We start from the raw sequence: 24884 nt of genomic DNA on the forward strand, positions 1-24884 counted from the left end.
GTTTTGGCTTTTTTTAATACAAAAATTTATTTTTTCTAAAACAATTGACATAAAATTACACATGTAGTAGTATTATTTTAGTAGTACATATAGTACTACTATTGTAACAAGTACTGAAAATTATTGAAAAGAGGAAAACTTATGGATAGTTTAGTAACAAAACTAGAAAAAATGAATTTTACCAAAACAGAGAGCAGAGTTTACCTATCCTTGCTAAAACACGGAGATATTAATGGCTACCAGATAGGCAAAATATTAGAACTCTCAAGATCTTCCGTGTATTCTGCACTTGAAAGTCTCTACTCAAAAGGAGCAATAACACTACTTCCCGGCAATTCAAAAATCTATTCCCCACGTAATCCTAAAGATCTTATTGAAAATATCAAAAATGATTTCAATGATTCTGCAGATGAACTCATGGGGGATCTAAAGAACATTCAAATGAAAAAAACTAATGAAGGATATATGAATATAAAAGGTGAAAAAAATATTGTATCTAAAATGAACGAGATGATTAAGAACTCTACAAAAGAAATCTATATGAATACTGACTTTGATGTTGAATTGTTTAAAGATGCAATTCATGAGGCTACCAAACGTAATGTTAGAGTTGTAATGTTTTCTTTTTCAGCTCTTGATTTTAAAGGAATCCCTCTTGAATTTTATAGCCATGGAATAAGAGTAAGTGAATGTGGTTCTAATACAAGGTTAATGTTGGTTATTGATTATAATGAAGTTTTAATCGCCAGCAAAGGAATGGATGAAGATTATATAGGAACTTTTAGTTTCAACAAACTTTTAGTCCAAATCACCTCAGAGCACATACATAATGATATCTACCTATTAAAACTTAAAGAAAAATTTGGCGATGATTTGTTTGACCAAAATATTATTTTGAATACATTAATGGAAAAGGAGCATTCTTTTGATGACAAGCAAAAATAGTGACTTTAAGAAAAAATTAACTGCTATTGCTATACCAATAACAATACAAAGCATTATTCAAAGTTCTCTCAGTATGATAGATCAGCTTATGGTTGGTCAACTAGGAGAAACTGCGATTAATTCAGTCGGTTTTGGTAGTAAATTATCTTTTATATTTCTATTATCTCTAGCTGGGATAACTTCAGCAACTTCAATATATGCTTCCCAATTCTGGGGGGGTGGAGATAAGAAAAAAATTGGTAGTGTACTTGGCATAACTCTTGTAACTGCTAATATTTTGTCACTAATAACTATTATATTATCAATATTATTCCCACATTTTATAATGAGCCTTTTTATAAAAGATCCAACAGTTATAGCACTTGGTGCAAGCTACATGAAAATAATATCTTTAGGTTTAATTCCTGTTGTAATAGTTAATTCATTTGCAGCAATACTAAGAAGTTGCGGAGACGCAAAAACTCCTATGATTACTGGATTTATTTCTGTAATCATGAATACGATATTAAATTATATTTTGATTTTTGGAGTTGGTGGATTCACCCAAATGGGTGTAAAAGGTGCTGCCATAGCAACTTCTATCAGTCGATTAGTAGAATGTATCCTAATACTATTCTTCTTTTTTAGAAAGAAGTTGCTACAATTAAAGGTCCTAGATTATTTTAAATTTAACAGAAAACTTTTATCATTATTTACCCTTACTATGCTCCCTCTTCTTCTCAATGAATTTTTTTGGGCAATAGGTGATTCAGTGTTCTCAGCAATATATGGTAGAATCGGTGGGGTACAAGCTGCTGCAATGATATCTACATTTCCAATTCAGGGACTATCATTTGGGCTTATGTCTGGTATAGGAGCTGCATCTGGTATAATGATAGGCAATCTACTTGGAGAAGGGAAAAATGATGATGCTTATTTATATGGCAAAAAGTTTATAAAACTTGGAATTGTATGCTCAATTATAATTGGAGGCATAGTGGTGTTTTTAGGTCCATATTATATTAATCTTATGAAAATAAGTCCGGAATCTAAAAAATATGCTCTTAAAATTCTTAATATTTTTGCTCTAATTCTATGGATTAAAGTTTCTAACATGATAATAGGTGGTGGTATATTAAGAAGTGGGGGTAAAACTAAAATAGTATTAATACTAGAAATGCTAGGAATGTGGTGTATCGGTGTCCCTGTAGGTTTAACCATCTCTACTTTCACTAATCTTCCAATTCAATGGGTTTATTTCCTTATATCATTGGAAGAATTATTCAGAATGGTTGTTGGGCTAAAATTATTTTCAAAAAGAACTTGGATGAATAATATGAATTTATCTTTTCAAGAATCTATGTAAAGAAAAAAGCTTGTTTACTCACTCTCGTAAACAAGCTTTTCCTTTTCATTATCATATAAAAATATTTTCTCTATATCATCAGAAATTAATTCTATATAATCCCCGACGAAATTAACCTTAGCTCCTATACCACAATTAGAACTTAACCTTCTTGGTACTGGCATTAATTCACAAGATATATTTTCTTTTACCATCTTTCTATTGAATTTAATAGCACCTGAATGAGTAAAAAACACAATTGTATACATCATAACTATTTTTCTGCAATTAAAACAGTTAATTCGCCTTCTGCTTTAATTGTAACTTTATAATCTCTACTTTTTAAAAACCTTTGAACATTATTCTGAGCTGTATTATTGTCAACAATAACTTCAATATTTGCAACATTTCCGTCTATAGCTTTTTTAGTCATTAACACAGGTTGTGGACAAGACATCCCGCATGCATCTATTCTTTTCATACAATCACACTCCTCAATTTTTATGACTTTTTAATTAAATCTGAATTTACAAAAGAAATAATAAGAACTACAACCATACCTACAATAACAGCTACTTGTCCATTAAATGTAGGTCCTTTTGGACTGGCCGCTAAAGCAAAATTATGTGCAAAAGCTCCACCTACGAGTAATCCTAATACAGTTATTACTGAATCAGTATTACCTTCTCCAGAAAGAATTAATTGTCTTAGCGGACAACCACCTAATAAAACACTAGCCCATCCAACTAAAATCATACCAAGGAAATTCCATAATCCATCTGAATGTGCAACTGGCTGTTCAGCAAATCCTAATTTAAAAAATCCAAAAGCAATGTTAAATACTACTGCAGACACTATTATAGCAATAAATCCTAATAACAAATAGTTATCTTTAAACATGATTCTATCCCGGGTTCCACCAACCATACAAAGACGAGTCTTTTGAGAAAGAATACCTACAATTAACCCTACACCCAATGATAAATATATAGGTGCCGCCATAGCTCCAGGGCCTTTTTCACTGAAGAAAATAAAAGAAGGTGCTGCCACTAATAACAAAAATAACCCAACCATAACTATAGGAAAAATATACCCTTCTGAAGTATTTAATTTATAATTTCTCTTTAATGAGAAACCTTTATTCAAGAAATAAATACCTATTATTATACCAACTACAAAACCTACAAGTCCTACAATTCCGTTAAGGTCTCCCCCACCAATTCTAAGAACCATCCGCATTGGACAACCTAAAAACATTAGTGCACCTATCATTACAAAGAATCCTAAAATAAATCTTGTAAATGGCGCAGAGCCACCCTTTGATGCAAACTCTTTTGAAAACTTAGCTGAAATAAAAGCTCCTAGTACTAATCCTATAATTTCAGGTCTTATATATTGAACAACACCTGCTCTCTGAAGTCCAACTGCCCCAGCAATATCTCTTATGAAACATGCTATACAAAACCCCATATTCACAGGATTTCCAAATTTAACTAGCAGTACTGCTAAAAAACCAATTATAATACCTGTTATTATAATTCCTTTTTTTGAATCCATAATAATTACTCCTCCTATACTTAATATTTACAATCAAAGAAATAATAACAACAAAATAAATAAATGTACAATAGAAAAAAATTATACCAATTAATTTAGTATTAATATTTTTTATATTTCTTGTTTATAAAAAATATGCATTTATAATTAATAATGTAGTTTTATTATTAATAATTCACAATTGAAATAAATTACGAATTAGTTTACGAAATCCACACAATTAACAACTACATAAAAAGGTAAATTAATCAAAAAAAGTAAGGAGTTAATCATATGAATACTATATATTTAGATAATAGTGCAACATCCTTCCCAAAACCTAAAGAAGTAGCAGATATAATGTACCATTATATAACTGAAGTTGGTAGCAATGTTAATAGAGGTGCATACCAAACATCCTATACAGCTGAAAATGTTTTGTATGAAACTCGAGAACTTTTAGCAGATTTTTTTAACTATAATAAACCTGAAAATGTAATTTTCACTAAAAATATTACTGAAAGTTTAAATATTCTAATCAAAAGTCTTCTTAAAGAAAATGACCATGTTATTGTATCTTCAATGGAACATAATGCTGTAATGCGTCCTTTGAATAACCTTCGCTCAAAAAATATAACATATGATCGAGTTCCTTGCTTCAAAGATGGAAGTTTGGATATTAGCAAAATTCGTGATTTAATTCAAAGTAACACCAAAGCAATAATAATGACTCATGCCTCAAATGTATGTGGTACAATTCTTGACTTAGAGACAGTTGGTGAAATTTGCAAAGAAAATAATCTATTTTTTATTGTTGATACAGCTCAAACTGCAGGCAGTCATAAAGTTGATATGAAATCCTTAAATGCTAACGCTATTGCTTTTACTGGGCATAAAGGTTTATTGGGACCTCAAGGAATAGGAGGCTTTATAGTTGATGATAAAATAAATGAAGTTTTATGTCCTTTTATTGAAGGGGGTACAGGTAGTCTATCTGAATTAGAAGAGCAGCCTAATTACATGCCCGATAAATTTGAATCAGGAACATTAAATATACCTGGTATTTATGGCTTAAATGCAGCCATTAAATATATAAATGAACATGGTATATCCTCAATTAGAGAACATGAACTGTTTTTAACAAATAAATTAATTGAAGGCCTTAAAGAATTTAGTTTTATTAATATTATAGGTAAAAATGATATTTTTGATCGAACACCATGTGTATCTATTGATGTTAAAGATAAAGATTTAGGAATTTTTTCTCATAATCTATCAAAAGATTTTGGTATTATGACTAGATGTGGACTTCATTGTGCACCCTCAGCACACAAAACACTAGGAACCTTTCCAAGGGGTACTATAAGATTTAGTATTGGGTTGTTTAATACTATTGAAGACATTCAGACATGTATAGATGCATTAGAAAAAACTTATAATAAAAATAATAAGTAAATTAAACCCTATTTAAATAGTTTAACTTACTTATTATAAGCTACTTTTTAATTGTACTGCCAAACAACTATATTAACGCTTGTAAATATGGAATGGTTTCTGCTGCACCACTTTTTGAAACACATATATCGCAAGCCTTTGATGCAATTTTCATAGCATCTTTAACTGATTTGCCCGTTGTAATCATTGCCACGAAATATCCAATATAAGTATCACCCGCTGCCGTTGTATCAATAACTTTTACATTTTTGCCTACACTACAGGAAATTCTTTTGGTTTTATCTGCATAAATAGAACCATTTTCACCAAGTGTTAAAATCACAGCTGTTTTAGGTAAATCACTCAATAGTTTTTCAATAATTTTCTCTGGTTCTTTTTCACCAGAAAGTTCTTCTCCTTCTACCTCATTAACAATCAATATGTCAACTAATTCTAATGGGTATAAATGAACTTCCCTGCTCATAGGTGCTGGATTAAATACTACTATCATTTCCTTTTCTTTAGCCTTTTTTATTATTAAATCCATACAATTTATTTCATTTTGTAAGACAATATAATCACCTTTATTAAAACTTGAAAAAACCTTATTAATATATTCAGATGTTATTTTGTGATTAGCACCACCAAAAAGAATAATGCAATTCTGGCCTTTTTTATCTACTTGAATAATTGCATTTCCAGTAGGTTCATCGATAGTTTCTATATATTGAGTATCAACACCATTTTCGTTTAAAATTTCTTTTAAAAATTCACCGTCTTTACCAATCATACCAGCTTGATATACTTGAACACCCGCATGAGCAAGAGCTATAGATTGATTCAAACCTTTTCCTCCACTATCTAGAAAAAACTCTTCACTAGAGAGGGTTTCACCTGGCCGAACAAAGTGATCTAGAAGATAAACATAATCAATATTCAACGAACCAAAATTTAATATTCTCATTTTACACCTCCATATCATATATAGATATATCTATTAATGTAGGTATTCATTGATCGCTTTAAAAATCAACATACCAACAGTTGCTCCCCCATCTACATTTCCAATAGATTTTTCTCTATAATATGCAGCTCTACCATGAACAGCCATCATTTCTTTTGTAGCAATCATACCTTTAAATGAAGCATCCGCAGCCGCTTGGGCAGCTTCTTTTAAAGGTAAAGAAGTATCAACACTCTCATTTAATGAGTCACAAGCATACCCAAAAGAATCTAATATAGTTTTCTCTCCTCGTTTTGATCCTGCCTTTTTCATAATTCCTTCAATAGCTGCCTCCATAAAGTTTCTCCATTCTATAGTTCCAAGCTCATCAATACCTTTTATTACTTTTGCTCCACTCATCATAGCAATAGACAAAATAGTTCCTAATGATGATGGAGAATATTCATTCATTGCCATAGCTGCTTTCATAATTAATTTTGCCGGTTGATATTTAGCTTTATCTACTTTTCTTAACTCTTCACATATGCCATTAAATCCTTGACACATACTGATACCTAAATCACCATCACCTGCTTTTGCATCTAATTCCACAAGATAATCTTTATTCTCTAACATTATCTTATAAATACTATCATATATTTCAATAATATTTGATGAATTTATTTTATTCATATATCTACTCCTCGCATTATCTATCTATTACCATTTGTAAAAAATGGTGTACTAGCTGGATATTCCAATAATTCTTTAAGAACACTATCCAATTTCATTACAGAAACTGACATTCCTGCCATTTCCATAGAAGTTGCAAATTCACCTATATATGGTGTCAAAATATTAACCTCCATACTTTCAAAATACTTATGTGCTGCTCTATAACATATATATAATTCTTCCATAGGTGTTGCACCTAGCCCATTAATCATTACAGCTATTTCGTCATCTTTTTTGATTTCCATGTCTTCACAAATTCTATCCAATAATACCTTTACTATTTCATCTGCTGTAAGCATTTTCCTTACTTCAATTCCGACTTCACCATGAATCCCCATACCAATCTCAATTTCATCATCATTAATTGAAAAAGTAGGTTTGCCCACTTGTGGTACAATACATGGTGATAAAGCAACTCCCATAGATCTTATATTCTCAAGAGCATGATTAGTTACTTTTGTAACTTCATCTAAAGACATCATTTTATCTGCAGCCGCACCTGCGATTTTCCACGCAAATACCATTCCAGCAACACCACGACGTTTTTCTTTTTTATCTTTTGGAGCAGATGCAACATCATCACATACTCTAATGCTCTTTGTATTAATATCCTCCATATCAGCCATATCACATGCCATATCAAAATTCATATTATCGCCACCATAATTACCATATAAGCATAATACACCATTGCCTTTATCACAATCGGCTATCATATTGTACATTTTTTTTGCTGAAGGAGAGGCAAATACATTTCCAACTGCACATCCATCCAACATTCCTTGTCCTACATAACCTAAAAATACAGGTAGATGACCACTGCCACCTGCTGTAACAATACCTACTTTTCCTTCTTTCACTTTATCATTGCGTACAATTATCCTTAAATCATTATTTAGAGCTTTAAGTTTATCAGAATGAGCCAGTAAAATGCCTTCTACTGTTTCATTACAAAATGCATTAGGACTATTCATTATTTTTTTCATATATTGCTCCCCCTTATCTTTTTAATTCACAATGCACGTTTCACAATGCACAATTAATGTTGATTTTCTTACAGAAAATCTTTAATTAACCTTTATTCTGCTTCACAGGTTTTAATAAAATACTTTTGCTATCACATAAGAAATTATTAGAATCTTTTATTCAATAAAGGCTTTCACTTTTGTGAAAGGTATCTATAATTGTGAATTGTGCATTTAATATAGATAAACTTTTGAAGAAGTTTATCTATATATACACAATCAAAGTTAATTACTTTTTCTGTTTTTTGAAACATAATGTGCAAACGCCGTCACCATTTGCAATAGTTTTTCCCAGTTCAAAATCCAAACCATTTTCTGCCGCAATACCACGATCTCCGTCCATAGCCATATCACAAAATGTTTTTATTGTTTCTCTATCAAATCCTTGTTTTTGCCATGCATTAACTAATGCACAATAATGGAATGTTACATCTAATTGATCCTCTGAACAATTAGTAATTTCCATTTCAAAAAGTTTCTTGCCTAAATCTGTAAGAAAAGCTTTATTAAATGCTGGAACACTATCATCTTCACGTTTTTCATTAAAATTGATACCGTGGAAATGTCCACATCTAGAAATTGCAGCTCTTCCAATAGCTTCCCAATCCCATCCAGCTTTTTTTGCTTCATCACAAATTAATCCCATCCAAGTCGCTCTATGCTCGATTGCTGCACGAACCTCATTTACTAATACCTCATCATTAATTTTTGCTTCATTCTTGATTTTTTCCATTTTTAATACCTACCCTTCTATATTTTTGTTTTAGATTATATTTAAAATAATTTTGATATCAAAAATACTGTTCACAATTGAAATAAAAGATAAACTAAATCAATGTACTTTTGCTGACGCAAAAGAAACATTTTAGCATTTTTTTATTAAAAGCTTTCGCTTGCAAAAGATATCCACAACTTGTCTCTTATCACTTATAACTTGTCACTATAGATCTACTCACCAAGGTATGCTTTTCTTACATCATTATTTCTTAATAACTCTGAACCCTTACCTGTAAGTACAATTTCACCATTTTGCAAAACATACCCTCTATCAGCTATACTTAAAGCCATCATTGCATTTTGCTCAATAAGTAAAATAGTTTTATTTGCTGTTTTTTTCAGATTCAAAAGTAACTCAAAAATTTCTTCAATAATAATTGGTGCAAGTCCAAGTGATGGTTCATCCAGCATTAAAAGTTTAGGGTCTGACATCAATCCTCTACTAATAGCAAGCATCTGTTGTTCACCACCTGATAATGTACCTCCAGCTTGCTTTCTTCTTTCTTTTAATCTTGGAAACAATTGATATTGTTCTTCCAAACGTTGATTTAACTGTTGTTTACTAAGATTTTTACATACTACACTTCCCATCACTAAATTCTCTTCTACAGATAATTTAGGAAATATATTACGTCCTTCTGGAACATGTGCTATACCTAATGAAACAATATCAGCTGGGTGCATATTACTTATATCTTCACCATTAAATTTTATTACTCCTGAATCTTTATCTACAAGTCCTGAAATTGACATAAGCGTCGTTGATTTTCCTGCTCCATTCCCCCCAATAAGAGTAACTATTTCATTTTCATTTATCTCCATACTTGTTCCACGTAGAGCCGATATATATCCATAATTTACAATTAAATTATCGATTGTTAATAACATCTCTGTTAGCCCTCCTTATAGTGTAGTTCCTTTACCAAAATATGCTTCCTGAACTCTCTTATCATTCTTCACATACTCAGGATTCCCTTCACAAATCTTAGTACCAAAATTTATAACTAAAATATTCTTACATAAATTCATTACAAATTTCATATCGTGTTCAATTACAGCTATAGTATATCCTTTACTATTAATTTTTTTAACAAACTCTAATAATTCCCATGTTTCATTAGGATTCATTCCTGCCGCTGGCTCATCAAGTAATAATATTTTCGGTCTAAGTGCTAATGCTCTAGCTATTTCTACCTTTCGCTGTACTCCATATGCTAAATTTCCAGCAGGTACATTTATAAATTTACTTAAACCTACTTTTTCAATTATCTTTGTACTTTCCTCAACAACCATTTTTTCATCATTTTTGAACTTCTTATTATTCAATATTGCATCAAATATATTTGTTTTAGTATGCATATGAAACCCAATCTTAACATTTTCAAGGACTGTCATATAGTTAAATAATTTAATATTTTGAAAAGTTCTTGCCATCCCTCTTTGGGCTATTTGTTCCGGCCTTAATCCTGTAATTAACTCACCATTCAAAAACACTTGACCACTAGTTGGTGGAAGTACTCCTGAACACACATTGAAAAATGTAGTTTTACCAGCACCATTTGGACCAATTATTCCAAATATATCTCCTTTTTCAATTTTCATATCGATGTTATTAACCGCTTTTACACCACCAAAGGTCTTAGTTACACTTTTACTTTCTAGTAATACACTCATATCTAAGCCCCCTCTTCTTTAACAAAATTTTCTTTTGTTTTCTTTTTAACTTTCTTTTTTAACTTTCCACCAGCAAGTACTGAATTTGATGCTCCCACTAATCCTTGTGGTCTGCACCACATCATAACAATAATCAATATTGCATAAACAACTAAACGATACTCTGACGCAAATCTAAACACTTCTGTTATTGTGTTAACCATAACAGCTCCTACTATTGGTCCTATTAAAGTTCCTTGACCTCCAAGTATTACCATAGCTAATACATTAAACCCTTCATCTGTTACAAACATATCGGATGAAAGAAATCTATAATAGGGTGACATCAAAGCTCCACCTACTCCTGCCCAAAAAGCTCCATACATAAAATTTAAAGCTTTATACATTCTTACTTCTACTCCTAAAGACTTAGCAGCTGTAGTGTCCTCACGTATACTCATCCACGCTCTTCCAATACGAGAATTTATAACTTTATATGTGCAATATAAACATATCACCACTACTCCTAATGCTATATAATAATACACCATAGGTGAACTTGTTTTTAACCCAAACAATTGAACTTTAGGTATATTTTTCACTCCTAGAGGACCACCTGTTAATCCAATCCAATTTAGAGTTACTAATCTAATAATTTCACTAAATCCTAATGTAACAATAGCTAAATAAATACCTTGTAATTTTAATGTTGGCAATGCAACAAGAAAACCCACAACTGCTGTAAAAACACCTGCTATTGGCAAGCAAAACCAGAAACTTAACCCAGCTTTTGTTGCAAGTAATGCTCCTGTATATGCTCCAATTAGCATAAATCCTGCATGTCCAATATTGAATTGTCCACTATATCCATTTATTACATTTAACGATGATGCAAAAATAACATAGAACAATATTCTCACAATAATGTCCATAAAGTAATTTGATTTTACTACTGTTGCTTTAACCAATGGTGGAAGGAATAACAATAATACAAAACTTATTCCCAAAATTAAAATCCGATGCTTATTATAAAGTTTTTTTATCTTCTCTCTCATACTGACTTACCTCTCTTTGCAAATAATCCTTCTGGCCTAATTGACAATGCAATTACCAAAAATGCAAAGGCAAACACATCACGATATCCTGAACCATTAGGTATAAAAGCAATACCTAAATTTTCAATTATACCTATACTTAAACCACCAAGTGCGGCTCCTGGAATATTTGATAACCCTCCAATAACAACGCTTGAAAATGCTTTTAGTCCTGCAACTCCACCCATTGTTGGAATAACAGAGTTGTAATATAATCCAAGCAAAATTCCAGCTACTCCACCAAGGCCACAACCTATACAATTTCCTAAAAGAGTGGTTCGATTAACATTTATTCCTACCAACGCAGCAGCTTTTCTATCCTGACTTACAGCTCTTAATCTCATTCCCATTTTTGTTTTATTCAAAAACACTGATAATGAAATCGCCAATATTACTACTACGCATATTACCATCACTTGAATATATGTCATACTCACTTGCGTTTTTTGACCATCTACTACTTTTTCTAATAATACTATCGTCTTCCCTTCAAAGAATCTAGGTAATCCTTTCATTGTACTCCCAAATACAATTATCGCTAAATTTTTCAAAAACATACTCATCCCAATTGTACATATTAAAGATATATGTCTAGGTGCATTTAAAAATCTCTGATAACAAACCTTATGCACAAAAACGCCTACAAATGATGCACTAATAAAACCACATAAAAGTGCTAACAGCAAATTATCACCAAAAACTATAAAAAAATAAAAAGCAGAAAACGAACCAAGCATTATAACTTCACCGTAAGTAAAGGTAACTAAACCTACAATTCCATATATCATTGCATAACCTATAGCCATCAACGCATATATTGAACCTTGGCAAATTCCATTCATCAATTGCTGAATAATATACATTCGCATTCCTCCCGTTCAATGCATATTCAAATAAAAAACCAGCCCATAAGCTAGTTTTTTATTTTTATATACCTAAGCTTATTTATTATTCGTCGTAATAGTCATACCCTTCTTTTACAGTCCATTTTCCATTTTCAATACCTACTATTAAATATTTTCTACTCAAATCACCATCTTGAGAGAATTCTAGAGGTCCCGTTACTCCATTAAAACCTTTAAGTCCTTGTAATTCATCACGTATATTATCACGTGTAATTTCATCACAATTTTTCATCGCTTCTGCTAGCATATAAACTGCATCATAAGCACATGCTGAGTGAACATTTAGTGTATATCCTGCTTTTTCTTCAAAAGCTTTCTTAAACGCTCCACCTTTAGGATCATCCTCTGCTGCAAAGAAAGGTGTTGAAGTTAAAAATCCTTCTACATTCTCGCCGCCTAATTCAATAATTTGTTCTGAAGCACCTGGTCCTAATGCTGTGATTTTTACATCCCATCCCATTTGCTTGATTTGATTAGCAATAATTGCACATTCATTATAAAAAGTAACTAAACATATTGTATCTGGATTAGCTTGCTGAACCTTTGTAAGTACTCCTGTAAAATCTTTCTCACCATCAACATGGTTTTCTTCAGCTACAACATCAATCCCTTCTTCTGCTGCTTGTTCAATAAGATAATTTTTTGCAGCGACACCCCAGTCATTATTAAGATAAATTACTGCAACTTTTTTAGATTTAAGATATTTACCCAACAAGTATTTTGCAACAAAAGGCCCTTCTGCATCCTGGCGTCCCATTATACCAAACATATATTTATTCATTCCAGCGTAGTTAGGATTGGAAGCTGTAGGTGATAATTGAAGCAATCCAGCTTCTTCATATATAGGAGCAGTTGCCATACAGCATGTACTTGAAAAATCCCCTACAACTGCCATTATTTCTTCATCATCAGAAAACTGACGTGAAATTGCTGTAGCTTCTTTAGCATCTCCTTTAGAATCCATTATTTTAATCTCTAAATCTCTACCATTGATTCCACCTGCTTCATTAATTTCATTAACAGCCATATCCGTAGCTATTTGAAAACCTATTCCATATTCAGCATAATTCCCTGTAATGGGAGCCGCTACACCAATTTTTATAGTTTTATTAACCTCCTCAGAAGATGTGTTCGTTGAGGTGTCTTCAGTTTTGTTATCAGCTCCGCACCCTGTCAATAATGTGCCTAATAAAGAAATACACATAACGATAGCAAATAATTTTCTTTTCATAATAAAACTCTCCTTTTTTGTTTTTTAATTATTCAGAATATTTATACTTTAATTATAATACCCTCTTCACCTTGTTTCAATTTGACTATTCTTACATTTTGTGGATATTTTATTGATTGACATAATCTACTTCCCCTTTGTTTTAAAACATAACTGAAATCAAAAAAAGAAGAGTTTTCTCTTCTTTAATCAACATGCTTCACTATTCATTATTGTTCATTTCATCAATACATTTAACAACCTTCTTCTGGTACCCAGTAGGTGTATAACCAGTATATGTCCTAAATATTCTAGAAAAATACCTAACATCCTCATATCCAACTTTATTTGATATATCGTATACTTTTAAAGAGGTATCTTTAAGTAATCTTTTGGCCTTTTTTACTCTCAATTCATTTAAATATTTTATAAAATTAACACCTACTTGTTCTTTAAATTTTGTAGACATATAACTTGGAGAAGCATTATGATTAGCAGCAATCATATTAAGATTTATATTGCTATCTTTATAATTTTTATTAACATATTTCAATACCGATCGTATAAGAGGTGAAATATTATCATTTCCCGTTCTATTAAGTGCTGAATCAGCTGTTTCCAATATATTTATTACATATTTTCTCATATCATCAATATTCTTTAGTGTAGCTATATAAGTTATGGGGTCTTTCTCTAACAATTTTTTAGATTCAACTTTACCAAGAACAAGCTCTGATGTGTTCAATGCCACTTCAATACAATATCTTGCAATAAAATTCCTTGACACTTTATCCTCAATCAATTTGCAAAAAGCAAAATCAAACATTTTTATTGCTTCTTCAATTTCAGCCACTTCGATTTTTGACATAATTTCATAAAGATTATTTACTACATTATTTCTACTCACATTTGAAAATAGCTCCCACTCATCTTTATCAAGTATTGGAAATGATACATTGCTATTTTTTTGAATGATTTTTTCCATCACCCCGATAAGTGTTTTATACAACTGATCAAAATCCAAAGGTTTCAAAATATAATCTTGCACTATCTCCGTACGTAATGCAGTCTGTGCATACTTAAAATCACTGTAACCGCTAATTAAAATTACAAAAGGTTTTTCCTTCATATCAGACAAACAGGACACTAACTCCATTCCATCTATATCTGGCATATGGATATCTGTAATAACCAAATCAATCTTAACGTTTTTAACAATATCAAGTGCAGCAATACCACTAGCAGCAGTACCTATCACATTCATATTATACTTTTCCCAATTTACATATTTCTTTAAACCTTCTCTTACAATTCTTTCGTCGTCCACAATCAACACATTAATATTCATCATCATGATCATCCTTTTGTAATAAACTAATAGAAATTATTATCTGCGCTACAGTCCTTGCCTTTTCAACATAAATATTTAACCTGCTATCTTCTCCGAATTTATTTATCAATCTATCATTAACATTTCGCAATCCATAATGTTTGGATTTTTCATTTGTCCCCAAGTTTAATAGCTTTTCAATTTTTTCTAAATCAATTTTATTTCCATCATTAATAACTTTTATTACTAAATTATTATCTTTTTTTTCCACAATAATATCTATATTTATAGAAAAACTTCTGCTTTCATTTCTTAACCCATACTTTATAGCATTTTCTACAAGTGGTTGAATTATTAATTTTATAATTCTATAATCCATAACTTCTTCATCAAATTTAATTGATGTAATAATTCTATTCTCATGTCTAATTTTTTGTATTGCTAAATAATTACGAACTTGTTCTAATTCGTTTCTAACTAAAATAAAATTGTTTCCTCCATTTAATGAATGCCTCATCATATTGGCAAGGCTCATCACCATATATCTTATATCCTCAGCACCATACTCAATGGCCTTCCAAGCAATAGAATCCAATGTGTTATATAAAAAATGGGGATTAATCTGCTGTTGCAATGCAAGAAGTTCCGCTTCTTTTTCATTTATTTTCCCAAGATAAACTTCTTGAATAAGAGTATTTATCCTTCTAATCATAAAATTAAACTGTCTATATAATTGTTTTGTTTCCTCTGGGTAGTTTTTTTCAATAGAAAGAATTTTAAACTTATTTTGTTCCACATTATTCATTTCATTTGATAATTTTCTAATAGGGTTTATAATCCAATAAGAAAAATATACTGACACTATCATTAAAATAATCACAACTATAGCCCCAACTATTAAAAAAGTATATAAAATATCTTTATATTTCTTCATAACATCATTTTTAGGTAATACTCCGATAAGTTTCCAATCCGTTGTAGCTATTGATTTATTAATAATAACATTTCCATTTTGCATCCACCTATCATTTTTATTAGATAACAAATCTTCTTTTCTTAAATTATAATAATTGCCATAAGGAATTACTATATTGCCTATGTCATCAACAAGATATGGCATGTGATTATTTGCAAGTTTTGTATTATAAAATAAGGAAAATAAAACATCAGTATTAATATATACAGCTAAGACGGCTGTCTGTTGCCAACGTTTCATACTCCTTATAACCATAGACAATCTTATATATGATTTCTTCTCACATTCAACTTTTTGCATTAAAACTGCTCCATCTTTTTTTACTGTTAAATCTATCCATGGCAGCTTTTCTGCCTGTATATACATCTTCTCTTTACTGCTAAATATATAAATATCTTGTCCACCAATAGGAAATATTTCTATTCTAGATCCATGTTTTTGTAATTCTCTTTTATAATTCGAAGACTTTTTAATATAATCTTCTATATCTATAATATTTCTATTTCCACTAATAAATTTGTCTAGTTCATCCTGAACAATATTATCTATGGCGATATCTAATAATTCATCCTTATTCTCTTTCAAAAGTTCAGCAAATAAATCAACTCCATTATTTAAAATCAATTCATTTGAATAAATATACTGTTCTTTAACTGTGCTCTGTACAATATTAAAAACAATTGCTCCAATAACAAAGAATGCCATATTTATTATTAGTATATAAGTAATTAGCAATCTTTTAAGTAACAATTTTCAGCACTCCTTATTCTATAGCAATATTTAATTATTCTCTAATGGCAAAAGAGCAAAATACTCCCTTTAAAAATGAAAACACTTTCTTTAATATACAATACAACATTTTTATTATACCATATGTTTCCTTTTTTATAAATTAATGTGCCTATCCTTGTTCTAATTTTGTTATATGTGCCTACAATCTTGTCATACCTTAAAGATTAAGAGTAACATTCTTTTTCCTTAGAAATCAAATAGCAAGAGGCATAGCCTCCATAAAGCACTTTGCCTCTTGTTTCATTACTAAAATTCTCTTTTAAAACTTATAATCCCTTCATTATAAATTTAACCATTATATACATGTATTTCAACAATGTATACAGCCAAAGTAATATATACACTAGTTGGTTGATTCACATTCATCTAAAACAAGTTTTGCTTTATTTATCAGTATCCTTTAGAATAATTTCTTCCTATTTTTTTATTTTTTTTAATTCATCTAACAATATATCATTCAATATCTTGATATATGTACCCTTCATACCTAAAGATCTTGACTCTATTATTCCAGCACTTTCAAATTTCCTTAGGGCATTAACAATTGCAGACCTTGTTATTACTACTTTATCAGCAATTTTTGAAGCCACTATTAGTCCTTCAGTGCCGTTTAATTCATTAAATACATATTCTACTGCTTCAAGTTCAGAATATGATAATGTACCTAGTGCTACTTGAACTACTGCTTTCTTTCTAGTTTCTTCTTGAAATTGTTCATTTTTAGCTCTTAGAATTTCAATACCAACTATTGTTGCACTATACTCAGCTAATATTAAATCACACTCATCAAATTGTTTTTCAAATCTTGTTAATAATAAAGTCCCTAATCTTTCTCTATTACCTATAATAGGAACAATAGTAGATAACTTACCTTCAATTTCAGCAGGTTTAGTTTTATTAAAAGATGATTTTCCGTGGTTTTCAATATTGAATAAAGTTTCATTTATAGACAGAAACCTATTATTGAAATATTCTGGGAATTTCTTTTCCTTTAGAACCTTTTGTTTTATACTTTCACATTCTACATTATTAAAAGTATATCCAAGTATTTTAGCTCTTTTGCTTATAATATAAACATTACTTCCTAATACATAACTTAGAGTATCACATATATCCTCAAATACTACAGGTTCAGCTCCCGTTTTGTGTAGTATTTTATTTAGTAATCTCATCTTATTCAACAATTCTGAAACCATAGCATCACTCCTGATGAACCAAATTGTTAACCCATTTTTTTGATAAAACTCGTTTTATACTATATATATCCTTTCTTATATGTTTCTTACAGAAAATTAATTATTAATGGAGCTAATATTACTGTGACTAATCCAGCTATTCCTACAGCAATACTACTCATAGCTCCTTCAGTTTCTCCCATTTCAATAGCTTTGATGTTCCTATGGCATGTGCTGCTGTACCCATTGCTACACCCACAGCAACTTTATCTTTAATTCTAAAGATTTTACATATAATAGGTCCACTAGTAGCTCCAAATATACCTGTAATTATAAGGCCTGCTATTGTAACAGCAGGAATACCTCCTATCTGTTTTGATAATTCAAGAGCTATAGGTGTAAGTTATTGACTTTGGAGTTAATGACCTTAATATACCATCAGATAAACCCAACAATTTCGAGAAAATTGACACACTTAAAACCACTGCAACAGAACCAATAGTTATTCCTATAATTATTGGTAATGCATTAGCTTTAAAAACTTTAAACTTGTTATACAACGGAACTGCCAATATAACTGTTGCAGGACCTAAGAAAAAGGATATTAGACTCCCACCCTTATTATAAATCTCTAAAGGTATATCAAATACAAGAAGGAAGGGTATAATTAAAATTACACTAATAATAAAAGGGTTAAATAAAGCATTTTTTGTTTTTCTATATATAATTCCTCCTATTTCAAAAGTTACTATTGATATAACAACTCCAAACAGTGGCGTATCTAATATTTCCATTATATTTTTAGCCTCCTTTTTACAAATTGGATAGTTAATCCTGTTACAACAATAGCTATAATAGTTGTAATTATACATAGTAGTATAATAGCCACCCACTTACCCTTGAGTAATTGAAAACTAGAAATCAACCCAACTCCAGCTGGTATAAAAAAGAAAGGCAAATAACTTAGCAAAAAATCACTTATATCATTTATCATTTCAACTTTAATAATTTTTAAGGAAAGAAGACATAATAATATAATCATTCCAAGGACATTTCCTGGTATGGGAAGATGAAATGTTTTACTAAGAAATTCACCTAAAAATCCAATACTTAATACAATACCTAGTTGCCTTAAAAGTTTCAAATATAAACACCCCAATCTAGTTTAATACTTATTTAACATAATCACTTAAACAAGCTGACTCCTATCCAGTATAAGAATCAGCTGTTTTCTTTATCACCGTTTAAGCATTTTTATTGAAACACTATTTCTTAAAAAGTGTTTTTCCATCTTTAATAGTCTCTACCACTTTTATATTTTTGATTTCTTGAGGATCAACTTTAAGAGGATTTTGAGATAAAATTACTAAATCTGCATTTTTTCCTATACTAATTGATCCTTTTGTGTCTTCCTCAAAATATTGATAAGCTGCATTTATTGTTACTGCCTTTATTGCATCCATAACAGAAATTCTTTGGTCAGGTCCAATTATTTCACCACTTCTAGTAGTTCTATTAACAGCGCACCAAATACTATACAACATATCAGGTGGTATTACAGGTGAATCTTGATGAAGAGTAAATGGTATATTTCTGTCTAAAGCCGATTTAACTGGACTGATTCTATAAGCTCGTTCTTTTCCTAAAACTGAATTAATATGCCAATCCCCCCAATAGAAAGTATGTGCATTAAAAAATGAAGGGATAATTTCAAGTTCTTTCATTTCATCCAATTGGTCATCTCTTACAGTTTGAGCATGAATCATAACTGGTCTAAGATCTTTTTTACCAGTAGTTTGTGAAGCTTTTTCAATTACTTTTATATATTGATCTGCAGCAGCATCTCCGTTTGCATGTGCTAAAACTTGCCAGTCATTTTCAAAAGCTTCTTTAACGAATTGTTCTACTTGTTCATCAGTCATCGTAGGATATCCTTTATAATCTGCATCCTTTCCTTCCGGTACAACAAAATAGGGTTCTGTCAACCAGGCAGTTTTACCTTGTGGCGAACCATCTAATGTTAATTTTACACCACCAAGTTTCAAACCATCTTGATATTTACCAACTGGTAATTTATGATGTAACAAGTACTCCTTATTGTTATTACTGAAATGAGAATAAGCTATAATGTCTATTTTCATTTTTTTCTCTTTAGCAGCATTTGCTAAAAGTTCAATATCATTTTTAAATGCTGCTCCTTCTTGAGCAGTCGTAATACCATGACTCAAATAATATTCCTGAGCTTTAACTAATCCTTCTATTGTTTTAGCTGGAAATGCCCCATATGCCATATATACAGCTGTTTCTTCTAAAATACCATTGGGTTCATTGCTTCCTGAAACCCTCCCGATATGTCCACCCGCGGGGTCTTTAGTTTCCGAATTATAGCCGAATATTTCTAAAGCCCGTGAATTTGCAACACCTACATGACCTGAAATATGCAACACCACAATAGGCTTTTCAGTCGAAACTTCATCTAAATCAAATTTATTTGGATGTCTTTTTTCCTCTAATAAACTATCATCATATCCAAAGCCCCAAATTATTTCATCATTCCCAAATTGTCTTGATTGTATATGCTTTTTAAGTTTATTTTTGATATCAGCAATATTATTCATATTACCAACAGGTGGACTTGAAAGATCCGCCATATCCACCGTTATTGAAACATTATTTATATGACTGTGTGAATCTATAAATGAAGGAAGTAGCGTTTTTCCTTCAAGGTTAAGCATTTCCGTATTATCTCCCTGAAAACTGAAGACTTCAGTTTTTTTACCTAGTGCTATTATTTTTCCGGCTTTTATTGCGACAGCTTCGGCGTTATGTGAATTCTCATCTATTGTGATAATATCTCCGCCATATAAGATTTTGTCTGCGGCATCATCTGGGGATACGATAGTAGGATTATTTTTTACACAAGCTGTCATTGAAAACAACAAACATAGACTAATAAAAATTGATGCAATTCTTTTCATATTATTTTCTCCTTTATTTATCACATCTTATAAATGATAAATATCTTTAATCATTTCTTTGATATTCTCAACATCTTCTATAGACATAATTGAATCATATAACTTTTTAGCTTTCTCTTCTCCAACGATTGGCGTTGTAATATTGAAGAATTTTGTTACTAATTCATCATTTGTTATAGGATTTGATTCTGAACCTTTAGGTTCATAAATTGCCTCTTCAAAAGTAGTACCATCTTTCATAGTGATTCTTACAATTGAAGGCATCTGCCCTTTTGTAAAGAATAGATTATCCAACTCTTCATTAACCGTTATATTTAGCTTTTGAGAAAGAGCTAAAATCTCTTCATTTGTAATATCTTCTTCTTTTAGCCCTAATGCTGGTGATTTACCATACAATGTAATACTAAAAAGATATGGCAAACTAAATTGAGCTTCAAAGGCATTTATTGGTTTTTTCTCAGGCAAGTAATTTGCTGCCATTGCATATACTTCCATATCTATTTTTTCAATCTGACTTACATTAATTTCATTATCTCTAATTAAGATTTCACCTGCTTCTACAGCAGAATGAGCCCACCTGCAACATGCATATGGCTTAAATTCAGTTGTCATGATCTTATACTTTTCACCAAGACCACTAACCATTAATTCAAAATCACATTGGTCAGAAGCAGCCATAATCCACAAACCTGTTTCTCCATCAAAGAAAGCTTTATGACCAATGAATCCTTTCTCTGTAAGTACTGCAGCCATTACACCTCCCATAGATGCCCAACCGTAGTTGTTCTTCATCCATGATACAGGTCGCTCTTCTGGGTTCATACCAACCTTATTACCAAATGGTTGAACAGCATGATAACCAGCGATTCCAATGGCATTTTTCGTCTGATGAACATCTAAATCTAGTAAAGAACTTGCAGCAATAACCGTCCCAAAAATTTGATGTTGTGTTGTACCCCAAACCTTTGGCATTCTTTCCGCTGATGGTGAAATTCCTTGTGCAACTCTAATACTTGTTTCATAACCAGTTATAACAGCAGTTAATAACTCTTTACCACTCTTTTCACGGTGTTCAGCAACAGCTATGGCCGGTGGAATAATGGTACAACCTGGATGTCCTACAGCTTTATAGGCATCATCATAATCCAGTACATTTGATAAATAAGAATTTATGTAACACGTATTATTTAGTGGTAGCATTTCACCTGTTGATAAAACAGTTGCTTCAGGGGTTCCACCCATTGCAGAGTAATATTTATTTATTTTTTGTCCTGGTTCAAGCAATTGACCACCAATTGAATTTCCTACTGAATCAAGGATTAATAGTTTTGCAAACTCAATAACCTGTGCAGGAATATCTTCATATTTTACATTTGAAGCATATTCACTGATCAATCTTGTAACTTCCAAATCTTTATTCTTCAAATTTTCACTCAATTGAATTCACCTCTCATCATAATTAATTTAATTACTATGTTAAACTTATACTATGTTCTTTTGAATTTTTCCGTCTTTTATTACAACTTTAACATTGTCAGGATTTGTTAAAAGGCTAATATCTTCTAATGGATTTCCCTTAACAATAATCAAATCTGCTAACTTACCTTCTTCAAGAGTTCCGATTTTATCTTCCATCATCATAAGCTCTGAGTTATTTTTTGTTCCTACTATAATTGCTTCCATAGGAGTAAGACCCACATATTGTACGAAAAGTTCAAACTCTCTAGCGTTTTTGCCATATGGAAGTTTTGGATCCCCTAGTAAATCACTACCTAGACCCATCTTTACTCCTGCTTTAAAAGCTTTAGCATATCTTTCACCTGCAACTTCACACATGTTTAGCCCTCTTGCTGGCTCACCTAATTCTGCCACTTTTTCTTGTACAAATAATGGCATAGAATCCAGTACATCTAAGTAAGACTGTCCGATTGAGAACGTAGGTACAAAATAGCAATCATTATCTAAAAGCATTTGGATAGCTTCATCATCTACCTTTGTACAGTGCTCAATAGATTTCACACCACCTCTAATGGCATTTTTAATTCCAGCAATAGTATGAGCATGGCAGGCAACATAAGTACCATTGTTTTTAGCTTCTTGAACAAATGCTTTAATTTCTTCCATTGTATATTCACAACTACTAAGTTTGTCACCCTGTGATGTTCCTCCACCAGTTGTACCGATTTTCAGAAAATCTGCACCCTGTCTAAACTGAATCCTTGCAGTTTTTATACATTCATCTACACCATCTGCAATAGCGCCTAAACCAGTTCGCTCTTGCATTTCTAACGGGAAACCTTTATACGCATCAGAATGACCATTAGTTTGACCTATAAAACGTCCACTTGCAGCTATACGTGGTGCCTTATACCCAAGAATTTCTAAAGAAGTTTTAATAGTATTAAGAAAACCACCAACTTCTCTAACAGAAGTAAAACCAGCATCTATGCACGCCTCTAATTCTTTTATTGCAATACAAGTTTTTTCTGGCATAGATTTATCATACATTTGTCTTACATCGTCAGTGCCTAAACCCATGTGAACATGAGCATCAATAAGACCCGGCATTATAGTTCCTTCTTCAATTTCAATAATCTCAGCATCATTTGGAATATCAACAGCTTTGCTAGGACCTACCTGTACAATTTTATTGTCCTCAACAACTACTACACCATTTTCGATGGCGTCACTTCCTGTAGCATCAATTACTCTACCTTTAATTACAATTTTTTTCATCAAAAATATCCTCCTCTAATTTATTGATATATTTAATATTTTAGTTATAACCTACAATTATTTAGTAACTGCAACAGCATCAATTTCTACTCCTAAATCAGCCTATATTTTAGTTGTTTCTACTGTTATTCTAGCCGGGAATTTATTCTCAAAATAACTAGCATATACTTCATTCATCTCTGCAAAAGTTATATCTTCTTCATAAGCAGCACAGAAACTATTTGTAGCCCAACCAAGTTTAAGTAATGCCATTAAAGATTTAGAAACTGAATTGGGCATTACTATATTTAAAAGAACTAATCGCGGTGTACAAATCACAAAGATTGAACTGCAATAGAGAAAACTTGAATTTTGAATTAATCAACGCACAGGGTATTGCTGTCATTGATAAAGTATATAAACAAGAAGCTGATTTAGGAATTTTTATTATTGTAACAATTATACTGGAGAACTTTATTTATTATCTAAAAGACAGGAACCTAAGTTATACATCTCTTGGAAAGCTCTCCAGATATTTTTACATAAGACAAAGTCATCCCATATTAAAACATAAAGATTTATTCTTTTCTAAACTACATAAATACCCATTAGTCCAATTTAGAGAAAACTATTATAATAAGATTGTTGATACATCTGTTCCCGATGAGTTGAATTTTATAAATCACGACAATAAAATTGTAGTATTTGACAGGGACTTGAAATGTAAAATTGCTAACGAGACTGATGTTTATTCAGACATCGGTTATATCCATAGTACGAATCATCCCATGAGTATGGAATCTCAAACATATATTGATATCCTAAAAGAAGAATTAAATGGATTGGTTCTGTAAGAATATTGTAATTCATATTTCAATATTCCTTTTCAGGTCCTTTTCAATTCAATTTTGGAAGTTTTTAACCAAAAACAAACATCCTAAAACAGCCAAAACAAGCTAACTCCTATTCAATATTAGAATTAGCTGTTTTCTTTATCACATTTACTAGTGTATTTATAATGAAATTATTGCTTTTATGAATGATAAATATCTTTAATCATTTCTTTGATATTCTCAACATCTTCTATAGACATAATTGAATCATATAACTTTTTAGCTTTTTCTTCTCCAAAGATTGGTGTTGTTATGTTGAAGAATTTTGTTACTAATTCATCATTTGTTATAGGCTTTGATTCTGAACCTTTAGGTTCATAAATTGCCTTTTCAAAAGTAGTAGCATCTTTCATAGTACTTCTTGCAATGGAAGGCATCTGCCCTTTTGTAAAGAATAGATTATCCAACTCTTCATTATAAAAACTACAAAGTGTATATTATTCA

Annotated in this window: 25 protein-coding genes and 2 pseudogenes; 5 read left to right on the plus strand and 22 right to left on the minus strand. The window is 31.1% G+C overall.

Going from position 1 to position 24884, the window contains the following annotated elements; all coding sequences use genetic code 11:
- Positions 1-141: 141 nt before the first annotated feature.
- Both ACQ3F0_RS13620 and ACQ3F0_RS13625 read left to right on the plus strand, forming a co-directional pair.
- Positions 142-945, plus strand: coding sequence for a TrmB family transcriptional regulator (locus tag ACQ3F0_RS13620; RefSeq protein WP_428865843.1), 804 nt, complete (start codon positions 142-144; stop codon positions 943-945).
- Entirely contained in the window at positions 929-2290 is a 1362-nt protein-coding gene (locus ACQ3F0_RS13625) for an MATE family efflux transporter (protein WP_428865845.1), read from the plus strand. The genes ACQ3F0_RS13620 and ACQ3F0_RS13625 overlap by 17 nt, the downstream gene beginning before the upstream one ends.
- 14 nt (positions 2291-2304) lie before the next feature.
- Here the strand turns inward: ACQ3F0_RS13625 and ACQ3F0_RS13630 are convergent, their stop codons facing one another.
- The 3 genes from ACQ3F0_RS13630 to yedE are packed head-to-tail and all read right to left on the minus strand — an operon-like array spanning position 2305 to position 3826.
- Positions 2305-2541, minus strand: coding sequence for a putative Se/S carrier protein (locus ACQ3F0_RS13630; protein ID WP_428865846.1), 237 nt, complete (start codon positions 2539-2541; stop codon positions 2305-2307).
- A 2-nt stretch (positions 2542-2543) separates the two neighbouring features.
- Entirely contained in the window at positions 2544-2750 is a 207-nt protein-coding gene (locus ACQ3F0_RS13635) for a sulfurtransferase TusA family protein (RefSeq protein WP_428865847.1), read from the minus strand.
- Positions 2751-2770: 20 nt separating this feature from the next.
- The gene (gene yedE / locus ACQ3F0_RS13640; protein ID WP_428865848.1) at positions 2771-3826 is read right to left on the minus strand and encodes a YedE family putative selenium transporter; all 1056 of its coding nucleotides are present in this window, start codon (positions 3824-3826) and stop codon (positions 2771-2773) included.
- Between the two features lie 273 nt (positions 3827-4099).
- Here yedE and ACQ3F0_RS13645 point away from each other — a divergent pair, with 273 nt between their 5' ends.
- The gene (locus ACQ3F0_RS13645; RefSeq protein WP_428865850.1) at positions 4100-5260 is read left to right on the plus strand and encodes an aminotransferase class V-fold PLP-dependent enzyme; all 1161 of its coding nucleotides are present in this window, start codon (positions 4100-4102) and stop codon (positions 5258-5260) included.
- Between the two features lie 67 nt (positions 5261-5327).
- Here ACQ3F0_RS13645 and ACQ3F0_RS13650 read toward each other — a convergent pair whose 3' ends face one another.
- The 18 genes and pseudogenes from ACQ3F0_RS13650 to ACQ3F0_RS13735 all read right to left on the minus strand — a co-directional run bounded on the left by ACQ3F0_RS13650 (position 5328) and on the right by ACQ3F0_RS13735 (position 23568).
- A complete protein-coding gene (locus ACQ3F0_RS13650) occupies positions 5328-6203 on the minus strand; it encodes a ribokinase (RefSeq protein ID WP_428865851.1) in 876 nt (291 codons plus the stop codon).
- Between the two features lie 33 nt (positions 6204-6236).
- Positions 6237-6875, minus strand: coding sequence for a dihydroxyacetone kinase subunit L (locus tag ACQ3F0_RS13655; protein WP_428865852.1), 639 nt, complete (start codon positions 6873-6875; stop codon positions 6237-6239).
- A 20-nt stretch (positions 6876-6895) separates the two neighbouring features.
- Positions 6896-7903 (minus strand): dihydroxyacetone kinase subunit DhaK, encoded by a 1008-nt coding sequence (locus tag ACQ3F0_RS13660; protein WP_428865853.1) that lies wholly within the window; start codon positions 7901-7903, stop codon positions 6896-6898.
- Positions 7904-8171: 268 nt separating this feature from the next.
- On the minus strand, positions 8172-8675 hold the full coding sequence (locus ACQ3F0_RS13665; RefSeq protein WP_428865854.1) for an L-2-amino-thiazoline-4-carboxylic acid hydrolase: 504 nt from the start codon (positions 8673-8675) through the stop codon (positions 8172-8174).
- Between the two features lie 215 nt (positions 8676-8890).
- Positions 8891-9607 (minus strand): ABC transporter ATP-binding protein, encoded by a 717-nt coding sequence (locus tag ACQ3F0_RS13670; protein ID WP_428865855.1) that lies wholly within the window; start codon positions 9605-9607, stop codon positions 8891-8893.
- A gap of 15 nt (positions 9608-9622) precedes the next feature.
- Positions 9623-10393 (minus strand): ABC transporter ATP-binding protein, encoded by a 771-nt coding sequence (locus ACQ3F0_RS13675; RefSeq protein ID WP_428865857.1) that lies wholly within the window; start codon positions 10391-10393, stop codon positions 9623-9625.
- A 2-nt stretch (positions 10394-10395) separates the two neighbouring features.
- Positions 10396-11427 (minus strand): branched-chain amino acid ABC transporter permease, encoded by a 1032-nt coding sequence (locus tag ACQ3F0_RS13680; protein ID WP_428865858.1) that lies wholly within the window; start codon positions 11425-11427, stop codon positions 10396-10398.
- On the minus strand, positions 11424-12329 hold the full coding sequence (locus ACQ3F0_RS13685; RefSeq protein ID WP_428865859.1) for a branched-chain amino acid ABC transporter permease: 906 nt from the start codon (positions 12327-12329) through the stop codon (positions 11424-11426). The genes ACQ3F0_RS13680 and ACQ3F0_RS13685 overlap by 4 nt, the downstream gene beginning before the upstream one ends.
- Before the next feature lie 85 nt (positions 12330-12414).
- Positions 12415-13602: an ABC transporter substrate-binding protein gene (locus ACQ3F0_RS13690; RefSeq protein ID WP_428865860.1), complete on the minus strand. Its 1188-nt coding sequence runs from the start codon at positions 13600-13602 to the stop codon at positions 12415-12417.
- A gap of 202 nt (positions 13603-13804) precedes the next feature.
- Positions 13805-14932 (minus strand): response regulator transcription factor, encoded by a 1128-nt coding sequence (locus tag ACQ3F0_RS13695; protein WP_428865861.1) that lies wholly within the window; start codon positions 14930-14932, stop codon positions 13805-13807.
- Positions 14919-16637: a sensor histidine kinase gene (locus ACQ3F0_RS13700; RefSeq protein ID WP_428865862.1), complete on the minus strand. Its 1719-nt coding sequence runs from the start codon at positions 16635-16637 to the stop codon at positions 14919-14921. Before ACQ3F0_RS13700 ends, ACQ3F0_RS13695 begins: the two co-directional genes overlap by 14 nt.
- Before the next feature lie 458 nt (positions 16638-17095).
- The gene (codY, locus tag ACQ3F0_RS13705; RefSeq protein ID WP_428865863.1) at positions 17096-17875 is read right to left on the minus strand and encodes a GTP-sensing pleiotropic transcriptional regulator CodY; all 780 of its coding nucleotides are present in this window, start codon (positions 17873-17875) and stop codon (positions 17096-17098) included.
- An 86-nt stretch (positions 17876-17961) separates the two neighbouring features.
- A pseudogene (locus ACQ3F0_RS13710) lies at positions 17962-18248 on the minus strand (LrgB family protein).
- Positions 18238-18648, minus strand: a complete 411-nt coding sequence (locus tag ACQ3F0_RS13715; protein WP_428865864.1) for an LrgB family protein — start codon at positions 18646-18648, stop codon at positions 18238-18240. The pseudogene ACQ3F0_RS13710 and the gene ACQ3F0_RS13715 overlap by 11 nt, the downstream one beginning before the upstream one ends.
- A complete protein-coding gene (locus ACQ3F0_RS13720; protein ID WP_428865866.1) occupies positions 18648-18998 on the minus strand; it encodes a CidA/LrgA family protein in 351 nt (116 codons plus the stop codon). The genes ACQ3F0_RS13715 and ACQ3F0_RS13720 overlap by 1 nt, the downstream gene beginning before the upstream one ends.
- 121 nt (positions 18999-19119) lie before the next feature.
- Positions 19120-20832: an amidohydrolase gene (locus ACQ3F0_RS13725; protein WP_428865867.1), complete on the minus strand. Its 1713-nt coding sequence runs from the start codon at positions 20830-20832 to the stop codon at positions 19120-19122.
- A 27-nt stretch (positions 20833-20859) separates the two neighbouring features.
- Positions 20860-22269 carry an MmgE/PrpD family protein gene (locus ACQ3F0_RS13730; RefSeq protein WP_428865868.1) on the minus strand — a complete coding sequence of 470 codons (1410 nt, stop codon included), beginning with the start codon at positions 22267-22269 and terminating at the stop codon, positions 20860-20862.
- 45 nt (positions 22270-22314) lie between these two features.
- On the minus strand, positions 22315-23568 hold the full coding sequence (locus ACQ3F0_RS13735; RefSeq protein WP_428865869.1) for a metal-dependent hydrolase family protein: 1254 nt from the start codon (positions 23566-23568) through the stop codon (positions 22315-22317).
- Between the two features lie 205 nt (positions 23569-23773).
- Between ACQ3F0_RS13735 and ACQ3F0_RS13740 the strand changes: the two are divergent.
- Positions 23774-23887 (plus strand): annotated as a pseudogene (locus tag ACQ3F0_RS13740) (LysR family transcriptional regulator); the annotation flags it as partial.
- A 25-nt stretch (positions 23888-23912) separates the two neighbouring features.
- Entirely contained in the window at positions 23913-24401 is a 489-nt protein-coding gene (locus ACQ3F0_RS13745) for a hypothetical protein (RefSeq protein ID WP_428865870.1), read from the plus strand.
- A 179-nt stretch (positions 24402-24580) separates the two neighbouring features.
- Here ACQ3F0_RS13745 and ACQ3F0_RS13750 read toward each other — a convergent pair whose 3' ends face one another.
- Entirely contained in the window at positions 24581-24847 is a 267-nt protein-coding gene (locus tag ACQ3F0_RS13750; RefSeq protein WP_428865871.1) for a hypothetical protein, read from the minus strand.
- Positions 24848-24884 lie beyond the last annotated feature (37 nt).

Source organism: Clostridium sediminicola, from assembly GCF_050402865.1.
GTDB classification, from domain to species: Bacteria; Bacillota; Clostridia; order Clostridiales; family Clostridiaceae; genus Clostridium_AF; species Clostridium_AF sediminicola.